The 12117-nt window shown below is 72.8% G+C and carries 7 protein-coding genes; all 7 read left to right on the forward strand.

Annotation, left to right across the window (positions count from 1 at the left end; translation table 11 throughout):
• Positions 1-313: 313 nt before the first annotated feature.
• The 7 genes from trpB to HCJ92_RS17470 all read left to right on the forward strand — a co-directional run bounded on the left by trpB (position 314) and on the right by HCJ92_RS17470 (position 12068).
• On the forward strand, positions 314-1552 hold the full coding sequence (gene trpB / locus HCJ92_RS17440) for a tryptophan synthase subunit beta (protein WP_167934543.1): 1239 nt from the start codon (positions 314-316) through the stop codon (positions 1550-1552).
• A gap of 89 nt (positions 1553-1641) precedes the next feature.
• The gene (gene trpA, locus HCJ92_RS17445) at positions 1642-2442 is read left to right on the forward strand and encodes a tryptophan synthase subunit alpha (protein ID WP_209311257.1); all 801 of its coding nucleotides are present in this window, start codon (positions 1642-1644) and stop codon (positions 2440-2442) included.
• A gap of 103 nt (positions 2443-2545) precedes the next feature.
• Positions 2546-3811 (forward strand): DUF1266 domain-containing protein, encoded by a 1266-nt coding sequence (locus HCJ92_RS17450; RefSeq protein ID WP_167934544.1) that lies wholly within the window; start codon positions 2546-2548, stop codon positions 3809-3811.
• Positions 3812-4034: 223 nt separating this feature from the next.
• The gene (locus HCJ92_RS17455; protein WP_167934545.1) at positions 4035-4322 is read left to right on the forward strand and encodes a putative quinol monooxygenase; all 288 of its coding nucleotides are present in this window, start codon (positions 4035-4037) and stop codon (positions 4320-4322) included.
• Between the two features lie 110 nt (positions 4323-4432).
• Positions 4433-5443 carry a prolipoprotein diacylglyceryl transferase gene (gene lgt, locus HCJ92_RS17460; RefSeq protein WP_167934546.1) on the forward strand — a complete coding sequence of 337 codons (1011 nt, stop codon included), beginning with the start codon at positions 4433-4435 and terminating at the stop codon, positions 5441-5443.
• A gap of 558 nt (positions 5444-6001) precedes the next feature.
• The gene (gene gltB, locus HCJ92_RS17465) at positions 6002-10615 is read left to right on the forward strand and encodes a glutamate synthase large subunit (protein WP_167934547.1); all 4614 of its coding nucleotides are present in this window, start codon (positions 6002-6004) and stop codon (positions 10613-10615) included.
• A complete protein-coding gene (locus HCJ92_RS17470; protein ID WP_167934548.1) occupies positions 10608-12068 on the forward strand; it encodes a glutamate synthase subunit beta in 1461 nt (486 codons plus the stop codon). Before gltB ends, HCJ92_RS17470 begins: the two co-directional genes overlap by 8 nt.
• Positions 12069-12117: the final 49 nt, after the last annotated feature.

Below are 12117 nucleotides of genomic sequence, written 5' to 3' on the forward strand. Positions count from 1 at the left end.
CCCGAGAGGCGGGCGGTGGCCTGGGTCGCGGTGGCCGTGACCAGCGCGGGGAGGAGGAAGGCCAGACCGGTGGCGAGCGGGTGTGAACCCTGCCGGGCGGCGTCGTCGACGCCCGCCGCGGCGTGTCGTGGCCGCATCCCCGCGCCCGCACCGCCAGGTGGTCGCCTCCCCGGGCGACCACCGGCCCCTTCCGCTTCCCGCAGTGCGTCGACGACGCGCGGCGGGGGAGCGGCACCACAGTCCCCGTGACGGCAGCCGGTCGCCCGGCGCCGACCGTCACGACGAGAGTCGACGCCCCCTCGGAGGCACAGCCATGTCCGACGGCTACTTCCTGCCCGACCCCGAAGGCCGCGTGCCCAGCGCCGGTGGCTACTTCGGCGAGTTCGGCGGCATCTTCGTCCCGGAGGCGCTGCGCGCCGCCGTGGAGGAGGTGGCGGCCGAGTACGAGAAGGCGAAGGGCGACCCGGCCTTCGCCGCCGAGCTGGAGGACCTGCTGGTGAACTACACCGGCCGCCCCAGCGCCCTCACCGAGGTCCCCCGCTTCGCGGAGCACGCCGGCGGCGCCCGGGTCTTCCTCAAGCGCGAGGACCTCAACCACACCGGTTCGCACAAGATCAACAACGTGCTGGGCCAGGCGCTGCTGACCCGGCGCATGGGCAAGACCCGCGTCATCGCCGAGACCGGCGCCGGTCAGCACGGTGTCGCCACCGCCACCGCCTGCGCCCTCTTCGGCCTGGAGTGCGTCATCTACATGGGTGAGATCGACACCGAGCGCCAGGCGCTCAACGTCGCGCGCATGCGGATGCTCGGCGCCGAGGTCGTCCCCGTGACCTCCGGTAGCCGCACCCTCAAGGACGCCATCAACGAGGCGTTCCGCGACTGGGTCGCCAACGTGGACCGCACCCACTACCTCTTCGGCACGGTGGCGGGCCCGCATCCCTTCCCGGCCCTGGTGCGCGACTTCCACCGCGTCATCGGGGTCGAGGCGCGCCGCCAGATCCTGGAGCGCACCGGTCGGCTGCCCGACGCGGTCGCCGCCTGCGTCGGCGGCGGCTCCAACGCGATCGGACTCTTCCACGCGTTCCTCCCCGACGAGGGCGTCCGTCTCGTCGGACTGGAGGCCGCCGGCCACGGCGTCGCCTCCGGCAAGCACGCGGCGACGCTCACCGCCGGTGGGCCCGGCATCCTGCACGGCTCCCGCTCCTACGTCCTCCAGGACGACGAGGGCCAGATCACCGAGCCCTACTCGATCTCCGCCGGGCTGGACTACCCCGGTATCGGTCCCGAGCACGCCTACCTCAAGGACTCCGGCCGCGCCGAGTACCGACCGGTCACCGACGACGAGGCGATGCGGGCGCTGCGCATGCTGGCCCGCACCGAGGGCATCATCGCCGCCATCGAGAGCGCCCACGCCCTCGCCGGGGCGCTCGACCTCGGCAGGGAGCTGGGTCCGGAGGCGACCGTGCTGGTCAACCTCTCCGGCCGTGGCGACAAAGACATGGACACCGCCGCCCGCTACTTCGGGCTGTACGACGAGGGAGCCGACAAGTGATCGAGACGGACCACCCGGCGGACGGTGCCGCCGGCGGCACCACCACCACCGACGGCGCGGCGGCAGCCACGACGGGCGGTCGGCTCTCCCTGCTGGAGTCGGTGCTCGCCGACACCCGCGCGCAGGACCGCGCCGCCCTCATCGGCTACTTCCCGGCGGGCTTCCCGACCGTCCGGGGCGGCATCGACTGCGCCGTCGCCATGGCGGAGGGCGGCTGCGACGTCATCGAGATCGGGCTGCCGCACAGCGACCCGGTGCTCGACGGTCCGGTCATCCAGACCGCCGACGACATCGCGCTGCGCGGCGGGGTCCGCATCGCCGACGTCATCGCCACCGTCGGGGAGGTGCACGCCGCCACCGGTGTCCCGGTGCTCTGCATGACGTACTGGAACCCGGTCGACCGCTACGGGGTGGCGCGGTTCGCCGCCGAGCTGGCCGCCGCCGGCGGCGCGGGGTGCATCCTGCCGGACCTGCCGGTGGAGGAGGCGGGCGCCTGGCGGAAGGCCGCCGCCGAGCACGGGCTGGCGACGGTGTTCGTCGTGGCGCCCAGCAGCCGCGACAAGCGGCTCGCCGAGATCACGGCGGCGGGCAGCGGGTTCGTGTACGCCGCCTCACTCATGGGTGTCACCGGCACACGGGAGTCGGTCGGTCGGCAGGCGGGGGAGCTGGTCCGGCGGACGCGTGCCGTCGGCGACCTCCCGGTCTGCGTCGGGCTCGGCGTCTCCACGGGCGCGCAGGCCGCCGAGGTGGCGTCCTTCGCGGACGGCGTGATCGTGGGCAGCGCCTTCGTGCAGCGGGTCCTCGACCACGCGGACGACACCCCTGCCGCGGTCGCGGCGGTGCGCGGACTCGCCACCGAGCTCGCGGCGGCAACGCGCCGAGAGGGCTGAGCCCCGCCTCCGCGTTCCCCCGGCACGCCCCGTACCCGACCCGGTACGGGGCGTGCCGACCCCGGCCGGGGCGGCCGTGCCCCGGCCGGTAGAGTCGCGCGGCATGGACAACGGGATATCCGAGGGGTCGGCGGGGGGTCCAGGCGCCGAGCAGCCCCAGGGCCCCTTCCGTCCGCCGACCGAGGTGGAACACCAGCTGTACGAGGCGGGGGAGACCGGCGACTGGACCGCGTTCTTCGCAACGCTCGCCGCCACCGACCTGTTCGTGCCGGCCCGCCGCGACGCGGTCGACGCCGACCCCGGGAGAGTCAGCCTCTCGCCGTTCCGCGACCCCGACATGGAGGGGCTGTGCCAGGCGGTGTACACCCGGGGGCTGCTGCCCGAGCCGGTGCCGGGCCAGGTCCACGAGCGCACCGAACTGGCCTGGCTGGCGCGGATCTGGCCCTCGTCGTTGCGCTGGCTCGCCGTCAACCCCGGAACCCCCGTGGAGACCTTCGTCCCCGCCGACCCCAGGGCGTGGCGCAAGTACGCGCGCAAGGCGGGGCAGGAGCCCCGGATGAAGACGGTGTGGACCGGCCCCCTCCACGACGCGCTGGCGCACGGCATGGCCTGCGGAGCGCTGCTGCTGGTCAACAACGGGCACCCCTGGAACCACCTCGGCTGGCAGGGCCAGGGCTACTCCGAGGAGCAGGAGTCGCTGCGCCGCTGGTGGGACATCACCTCCCGCGACCAGCTGCTCTACGCCATGCAGGGGCTGATGGCCGGTGACTACTCGCCCTCGGACTGGGAGTTCGCCCTCCGGGTGCGCGAGGCGCTGGCGGAGGAGTACGGCACCCTCCCGGACGGCGACACCTGGCGGGACGCCGCCGAGCGGGTCCTGATCGCCCGTACCGCGGAGCTGGTGGAGAGCACCGGCCGTCCGCCCGGCTTCGACCTGCACGCCGACATCGAGTCCACCCGCGAGCTGATCGGCCGGATCCTCCGCTACGAGGCACGGTTCCGGGCCGACGGCATCCTCATCGGTGAGGACGTGGTCCGCTCCGTCCTGGCCTGGGACTTCGGCCGGGCCTCCGCGATGGCCCGCTGGGGGTTGGGCGCGCGGTACTGCGAGCCGGACGAGGCCCGGGAGGCGCTGCTGACCACCGGGGCCAACGCCCGGCGGATCTACCGGGGGTGGGGCGACTACGCCGCCGGGTACATCCTCGGCCGCTGCCTCCACTTCGACGACGAGACGTTCGGCAGCTGGTACACCGACATGGTGGCGGTGCACCGCATCCTGACCGGTGACATGGAGAGTCCCTGGCTGAGCGTGCCGTGGCACCATCCGGCGGACGGCCCGGAGGGCTCGGACGGCGGTCGGAACGGCTGACCTCTCCGCTCCCGCCGCCACGCGCCCCACGCGCCCCGCGCGGAGACGGCCGCGCAGACCGCCGCGCGGAGACGGCCGCACGGGGCCGCCGGGCGCGGGACGCCCCGGCTGCCGGTCGGCGGGTCCCGGCCCGCACCGGCGGTCGCCGTGGCAGGGTGGCAGCGCCCTGTCCCGCCGGGTCCGCGCCGCGCGGCTCGCCCCGGTACCTACCGTGGAGGCCCCGATGGTCATCGTCGCCGGTCATATCGTCGTGGACCCGGGACGGCGGGACGCGTACCTGGCTGAGTGCGTCCCGCTGGTGACCGAGGCCCGCCGCTCCCCGGGGTGTCTGGACTTCGCGCTCTCCCCCGACATCGCCGACTCGGGCCGGATCAACGTCCACGAGCGGTGGACCTCGCGCGACGCGGTGGAGTCGTTCCGGGCCGGTGGCCCGAGCCCGTCGCAGACCGAGGCGATGCTGTCGGCGAGCGTCGCCGAGTACGAGGTGACGGCCGGTCGCGACCTGACCTGAGCGCCCGGCCCGCGGCCGTGCGTCCGCCGGGGAGTGCCGTCCCGGTCCGGGAGGGGAAGCGCCGGGCCGCTGCCGCGAGGGCCGGGTGAAGGGGTAGCCTCGGGTGCACCATGGAGATCCTTGCCGCCATCCCCAGCCCCGGTATCAGCGAGGTCCCGATCTTCGGGGGCTTCGCGCTACGCGGGTACGCCGTGTGCATCATCATCGGCCTGTTCCTCGCCATCTGGCTGACCGGGAAACGCTGGGCCGCGCGCGGCGGCGTCGCCCAGACGGTCGGTGACATCGCCATCTGGGCGGTGCCCTTCGGACTGGTCGGTGCCCGCATCTACCACGTGGTCACCGACTACCAGCTGTACTTCGGGGAGGGCCGCAACCCCGTCGACGCGCTCTGGATCCAGGACGGCGGCATCGGCATCTGGGGGGCGATCGCCGGTGGCGCGCTCGGGGCCTGGATCGCCTGCCGCCGCCGCGGGATCTCCTTCCCGGCGTTCGCCGACGCCGCCGCGCCCGGCATCGTGCTGGCGCAGGCTGTGGGCCGCTGGGGCAACTGGTTCAACCAGGAGCTGTACGGCCGGTCCACCGACCTCCCGTGGGCGCTGGAGATCGACAACGGCCGTGACCTGGGGACCTTCCACCCCACCTTCCTCTACGAGTCGCTGTGGTGCGTGGGGGTCGCGGTCCTGGTCATCTGGGCGGACCGGCGGTTCCGCCTGGGCCACGGCCGGGCGTTCGCGCTGTACGTCGCCGGCTACACCGCGGGCCGGTTCTGGATCGAGTACCTGCGCATCGACGAGGTCAACACCGTCCTCGGCCTGCGGCTGAACAACTGGACGGCGCTGCTGGTCTTCCTGGCCGCGGTCACCTTCCTGGTGGTCTCGGCACGGCGGCACCCCGGCCGGGAGACCGTGGTCGAGCCCGGTGTCGGGCCCGACGCGCCCGACACCGACACCGGCACCGACGCCGCGGGCGACGCCGACCTGTCGTCCGCCGACCGGCCCGGCGACGAGGCGGCCCACGGCCCCGAGGCGGGCAGCGGGGACGACGGCCTGACCCGGACGGCGGAGCGAACCGGCGGCGAGAAGCCGACCGGCACCGGGAAGGGCGGCGACCAGCTCCGCTGACCCCCACCCGCCCCGTCCCTCACCGCAGCGCCGCCCGGACCGCGTCATCGCGTCCGGGCGGCGTCGTCGCGCCACCCCGGGAACGGTCGGTCGCCTCCCCGTCCGTGCCCGGCGCCCGCCCGGACACCGCCCGCGGCCGACTGGTCCGCCTCGCGCCCCCGGTGCCGCACCACGGTCGGCGTTCCGGTTTCCGCCGGTCGGCGCGGCTGCGGCAGGAATCACATCGGGATCGGGGGTCTTGCTGGGAACCGCGCAGGGGTGAGAGAGTGCCCGGCGCGTCACCTCGCGGTCGTCACTCCCGGTGAACCGTGTTTCCCGGCGGTTTCACCGATGTCACCGACGGGCATATGCTCCGAGCCCCCACTGAGCGGGCCCGGGCACCGTGGCCCGCCCGGCTCCGGCCCCTTCCGGGCCGCGCCCATGCGCATACAGTCCGCATGATGGATACAGGTGTCCACGAACCGGCAACGCCGCCATCATGTAACCTTCACGAAATTTCGCCAGGGCCAACGTCGTCCCTCGGTATCACAGCTGCCACTGATGACGACGGGAGAGCCGATGCGTTCTGGGCCCACGGCTGCCTATCCGGCCAAGCAGGGGATGTACGACCCGGCGGAGGAGCACGACGCGTGCGGCGTCGGCTTCGTCGCCACTCTCACCGGTGAGGCCAGCCACGACCTGGTGGACCGGGCCCTGACCGTGCTGCGCAACCTGGAGCACCGGGGCGCCACCGGCAGCGACCCCGACACCGGTGACGGCGCGGGCATCCTCATCCAGGTGCCGGACGCCTTCCTTCGCGAGAACGTCGACTTCGACCTGCCGGAGGCGGGCCACTACGCGGTCGGTACCGCGTTCCTGCCGACCGGCGCCGGGACGGAGGGCGCCGCGGCCGACGAGGCCGCCGCCCGCATCGAGGCCATCGCCGCCGAGGAGGGCCTCACCGTCCTCGGCTGGCGCGACGTCCCGGTCACCCCGGGGCTGCTGGGCGCCGCCGCGCGCAACACCATGCCCGTGTTCCGCCAGCTGTTCGTCGCGGACGGCCGCCAGAGCGGCCTCCAGCTCGACGGCCCGGCGTTCGTGCTGCGCAAGCGCGCCGAGCGCGAGGCCGACGTGTACTTCCCGTCGCTGTCCTCCCGGACGCTGGTCTACAAGGGCATGCTCACCACCGGGCAGCTGGAGCCGTTCTTCCCGGACCTCTCCGACCGCCGTCTCGGCTCCGCCGTGGCGCTGGTGCACTCCCGCTTCTCCACCAACACGTTCCCCAGCTGGCCGCTGGCGCACCCCTACCGGTTCATCGCCCACAACGGTGAGATCAACACCGTCAAGGGCAACCGCAACTGGATGCGCGCCCGCGAGTCGCAGCTGTACAGCGACCTCTTCGCCGCCGCCGGCAGTGACGGCTCCGACGCCACCGACCCGCAGGCGGCGCTGGAGCGGGTCTTCCCGATCTGCACCCCCGACGCCAGCGACTCCGCGACCTTCGACGAGGTCCTGGAGCTGCTGCACCTCGGTGGCCGCTCGCTGCCGCACTCCGTGCTGATGATGGTGCCGGAGGCGTGGGAGAACAGCGACACCATGGACCCCGCACGCCGCGCGTTCTACCAGTACCACTCCACCCTGATGGAGCCCTGGGACGGACCGGCCTGCGTGACCTTCACCGACGGCGTCCAGGTCGGCGCCGTGCTGGACCGCAACGGTCTGCGCCCCGGCCGGTACTGGGTCACCGACGACGGGTTCGTTGTGCTCTCCTCCGAGGTCGGCGTCCTGGACATCGACCCCGCGCGGGTCGTCCGCAAGGGCCGCCTCCAGCCGGGCCGGATGTTCCTGGTGGACACCGCCGCCGGCCGGATCATCGAGGACGACGAGATCAAGGCCGGGCTCGCCGCCGAGCAGCCCTACCAGGAGTGGCTGGACGCCGGGCTCATCGAGCTGGCGGACCTGCCGCAGCGCGAGCACATCGTGCACACCCACGCCTCCGTCACCCGTAGGCAGCAGACCTTCGGGTACACCGAGGAGGAGCTGCGGGTGCTGCTCGCGCCGATGGCGCGCAGCGCGGCCGAGCCGATCGGCTCCATGGGGACCGACACGCCGATCGCCGCCCTCTCCGACCGGCCGCGGCTGATCTTCGACTACTTCACCCAGCTGTTCGCGCAGGTCACCAACCCGCCGTTGGACGCCATCCGGGAGGAGCTGGTCACCTCCCTGCGGTCCTCGCTCGGTCCCCAGGGCAACCTGCTGGAGCCGACGCCCGCCTCCTGCCGCTCGGTCACCCTGCCGTTCCCGGTGATCGACAACGACGAACTGGCCAACCTGATCCACGCCAACGCCGACGGCAACATGCCGGAGTTCTCCTCGGCGATCCTCTCCGGCCTGTACCGGGTGAGCGGTGGGGGCGAGTCGCTGGCCGACCGCATCGCGGAGATCTGCTCCGAGGTGGACGCGGCCATCGCCGACGGCGCCCGCATCGTGGTCCTCTCGGACCGGCACTCGGACGCCGAGCACGCGCCGATCCCGTCGCTGCTGCTGACCTCCGCGGTCCACCACCACCTCATCCGCACCAAGCAGCGCACCCAGATGGGGCTGCTGGTGGAGGCCGGTGACGTCCGCGAGGTGCACCACGTCGCGCTGCTCATCGGCTACGGCGCGGCGGCGGTCAACCCGTACCTGGCGATGGAGTCGGTCGAGGACCTCGCCCGCCGGGGCACGTTCTTCAAGAACACCCCCGACCTCACCACCGAGCAGGCCATCGGCAACCTCATCAAGGCGCTGGGCAAGGGTGTCCTGAAGGTGATGTCCAAGATGGGCATCTCCACCGTCGCCTCCTACCGCGGCGCCCAGGTCTTCGAGGCCATCGGCCTCGACGAGGAGTTCGTCGCCACCTACTTCCACGGCACCGCCACCAAGATCGGCGGCATCGGACTGGACGTGGTCGCCCGCGAGGTCGCCGAGCGCCACAGCAAGGCGTACCCCCGCTCCGGCGTCACCTCGGCCCACCGGCGGCTGGACATCGGCGGCGAGTACCAGTGGCGCCGCGAGGGCGAGCCCCACCTCTTCGACCCGGACACCGTCTTCCGGTTGCAGCACTCCACCCGTGAGCGCCGCTACGACGTCTTCAAGCAGTACACGGACCGCGTGAACGAGCAGTCCGAGCGGCTGATGACGCTGCGCGGCCTGTTCGGGCTCAAGCACGACCGCCCGTCGGTGCCGCTGGCGGAGGTCGAGCCCGTCTCGGAGATCGTCCGCCGCTTCTCCACCGGTGCGATGTCCTACGGCTCCATCTCGCAGGAGGCGCACGAGACGCTGGCCATCGCCATGAACCGGCTGGGCGGCAAGTCCAACACCGGTGAGGGCGGCGAGGACCCGGAGCGGCTGTACGACCCCGAGCGTCGCTCGGCGATCAAGCAGGTCGCCTCCGGCCGCTTCGGGGTGACCTCCGAGTACCTGGTCAACGCCGACGACATCCAGATCAAGATGGCGCAGGGTGCCAAGCCCGGCGAGGGCGGTCAGCTGCCCGGACACAAGGTCTACCCCTGGGTCGCCAAGACCCGGCACTCCACTCCGGGCGTGGGACTGATCTCCCCGCCGCCGCACCACGATATCTACTCGATCGAGGATCTGGCGCAGCTGATCCACGACCTGAAGAACGCCAACCCGGTCGCCCGCATCCACGTGAAGCTGGTCTCCGAGGTCGGTGTCGGCACCGTCGCGGCGGGCGTCTCCAAGGCGCACGCGGACGTGGTGCTCATCTCGGGCCACGACGGGGGCACCGGCGCCTCGCCGCTGACCTCCCTCAAGCACGCGGGCGGGCCCTGGGAGCTCGGCCTGGCCGAGACGCAGCAGACGCTGCTCCTCAACGGGCTGCGTGACCGGATCGTGGTCCAGACCGACGGCCAGCTGAAGACCGGCCGCGACGTGCTCGTCGCGGCGCTCCTCGGCGCCGAGGAGTACTGCTTCGCCACCGCGCCGCTGGTCGTCTCCGGCTGCGTCATGATGCGGGTCTGCCACCTCGACACCTGTCCGGTCGGCATCGCCACCCAGAACCCGGTCCTTCGCGACCGGTACGCAGGCAAGGCCGAGCACGTCGTCAACTTCTTCGAGTTCATTGCCGAGGAGGTCCGGGAGCTGCTGGCGGAGCTGGGCTTCCGCACGCTGAACGAGGCGATCGGCCACGCCGAGCTGCTGGACACCGGACGCGCGGTGGACCACTGGAAGGCACGCGGGCTGGACCTCGCCCCGCTGCTGCACGTGCCCGAACTGCCCGAGGGCGCCGTGCGCCACCAGGTGATCGAGCAGGACCACGGCCTGGCCAAGGCGCTCGACAACGAGCTGATCCGGCTCTCCGCCGACGCGCTGGAGGCCGAACGCGCCGAGGACGCGCAGCCGGTCCGCGCGCAGCTGGCGATCCGCAACATCAACCGGACGGCCGGCACCATGCTGGGCCACGAGGTCACCAAGAGGTTCGGTGGTGCCGGGCTCCCCGACGACACCATCGACCTCACCTTCACCGGTTCCGCCGGGCAGTCGTTCGGCGCGTTCCTGCCGCGCGGCGTCACGATGCGGCTGGAGGGCGACGCCAACGACTACGTCGGCAAGGGCCTCTCCGGCGGGCGTGTCGTGGTCCGACCCGACCGCGGCGCGGACCACCTCGCCGAGTACTCGACCATCGCGGGCAACACCCTCGCCTACGGCGCGACCGGGGGCGAGCTGTTCCTGCGAGGCCAGGTCGGCGAGCGGTTCTGCGTCCGCAACTCCGGCGCCCTGGTGGTCGCCGAGGGCGTGGGCGACCATGGCTGCGAGTACATGACCGGCGGCACCGCCGTGGTGCTCGGCACCACCGGCCGCAACTTCGGCGCCGGCATGTCCGGCGGCACCGCCTTCCTGATCGACCTCGACCGAGCCCGCGTCAACGTGGGCAACCGGGACGCCGTCGTGGAACTGGACGACTCCGACGCCGGGTGGCTGCACGAGGTCGTGCGCCGCCACCAGCAGGAGACCGGTTCCACCGTCGCGGAGAAGCTGCTGGCCGACTGGGAGACCACGGTCGCGCGTTTCTCCAAGATCGTCCCGCTCACCTACAAGGCAGTGCTCGCCGCCAAGGACGCCGCCGAGCAGGCCGGGCTCTCCGAGTCCGCGACCCACGAGAAGATGATGGAGGCGGCGACCCATGGCTGACCCGAAGGGCTTCCTCACCACCGGCCGCGAGGTCGCGGAGACCCGCCCGGTCCCCGAGCGGGTCCGGGACTGGAACGAGGTCTACGTTCCCGGCGCGCTGCTGCCGATCATCACCAAGCAGGCCGGCCGCTGCATGGACTGCGGCATCCCGTTCTGCCACAACGGGTGTCCGCTGGGGAACCTCATCCCCGAGTGGAACGACTACGCGTACCGCGGTGACTGGAGCGCGGCCAGCGAGCGGCTCCACGCGACCAACAACTTTCCGGAGTTCACGGGCCGGCTGTGCCCCGCGCCGTGCGAGTCGGCGTGCGTGCTGGGCATCAACCAGCCCGCGGTGACCATCAAGAACGTCGAGGTCACCATCATCGACAAGGCGTGGGAGGCCGGCGCGGTCACCGCGCAGCCGCCCGGCCGCCTGTCGGGGAAGACGGTCGCGGTGATCGGCTCCGGTCCGGCCGGACTTGCCGCCGCCCAGCAGCTCACGCGCGCCGGCCACACCGTCGCCGTGTTCGAGCGGTCCGACCGGCTCGGCGGGCTGCTCCGCTACGGCATCCCCGAGTTCAAGATGGAGAAGCGGCACATCAACCGCCGCATCGAGCAGATGCGCGCGGAGGGCACCAAGTTCCGCACCGGTGTCGAGATCGGCCGCGACATCACCGCCACCGACCTGCGCCGCCGCTACGACGCGGTGGTCATCGCCGCCGGCGCCACCATCGCCCGCGACCTGCCCGCCCCCGGCCGGGAGCTGAACGGCATCCACCAGGCGATGGAGTACCTGCCGCTGGCCAACAAGGTGCAGGAGGGCGACTACATCGCGCCGCCCATCACCGCCGAGGGCAAGCACGTCGTGGTCATCGGCGGCGGCGACACCGGTGCCGACTGCGTCGGCACCGCCCACCGGCAGGGCGCCGCCTCGGTGACCCAGCTGGAGATCATGCCGCGGCCGGGGGAGGAGCGCGCCCCGCACCAGCCGTGGCCGACCTTCCCGATGCTCTACAAGGTGACCAGCGCCCACGAGGAGGGCGGGGAGCGGGTCTACGCCGTCTCCACCACCCGCTTCGAGGGCGACGAGGACGGCAACGTCCAGTGGCTGCACCTCGTCGAGGTCGAGTTCGTCGACGGCAAGCTGAACCAGAAGGCCGGCACCGAGCGGCGCATCCCCGCGCAGCTCGTCACCCTCGCCATGGGCTTCACGGGCACCGACACCGAGAACGGGCTGGTCTCGCAGCTCGGTCTCGACCTCGACGAGCGGGGCAACATCGCCCGCGACGCCGACTACGCCACCTCCGCGCGCGGGGTCTACGCCGCGGGGGACGCCGGTCGCGGCCAGTCGCTCATCGTGTGGGCCATCGCCGAGGGCCGCGCCGCGGCACGCGGCGTGGACCGGTTCCTCACCGGCGGCAGCGAGCTGCCCTACCCGGTGCGTCCCACCGACCGCGCGCTGACGGCGTGACCGTGTGACCTCGGGGCCGGCCGGGAGACCGGCCGGACCCGGCGGCGCC

It is taken from the genome of Streptomyces spiramenti (assembly GCF_012034385.1).
In the GTDB taxonomy this organism is placed as follows: Bacteria; Actinomycetota; Actinomycetes; order Streptomycetales; family Streptomycetaceae; genus Streptomyces; species Streptomyces spiramenti.

Excerpts from the sequence above, each read along its gene's own strand:
- trpB (WP_167934543.1), top strand. The coding sequence starts at position 314 with ATGTCCGACGGCTACTTCCTGCCCGACCCCGAAGGCCGCGTGCCCAGC.
- HCJ92_RS17450 (WP_167934544.1), top strand. The coding sequence starts at position 2,546 with ATGGACAACGGGATATCCGAGGGGTCGGCGGGGGGTCCAGGCGCCGAG.
- HCJ92_RS17455 (WP_167934545.1), top strand. The coding sequence starts at position 4,035 with ATGGTCATCGTCGCCGGTCATATCGTCGTGGACCCGGGACGGCGGGAC.
- lgt (WP_167934546.1), top strand. The coding sequence starts at position 4,433 with ATGGAGATCCTTGCCGCCATCCCCAGCCCCGGTATCAGCGAGGTCCCG.
- gltB (WP_167934547.1), top strand. The coding sequence starts at position 6,002 with ATGCGTTCTGGGCCCACGGCTGCCTATCCGGCCAAGCAGGGGATGTAC.
- HCJ92_RS17470 (WP_167934548.1), top strand. The coding sequence starts at position 10,608 with ATGGCTGACCCGAAGGGCTTCCTCACCACCGGCCGCGAGGTCGCGGAG.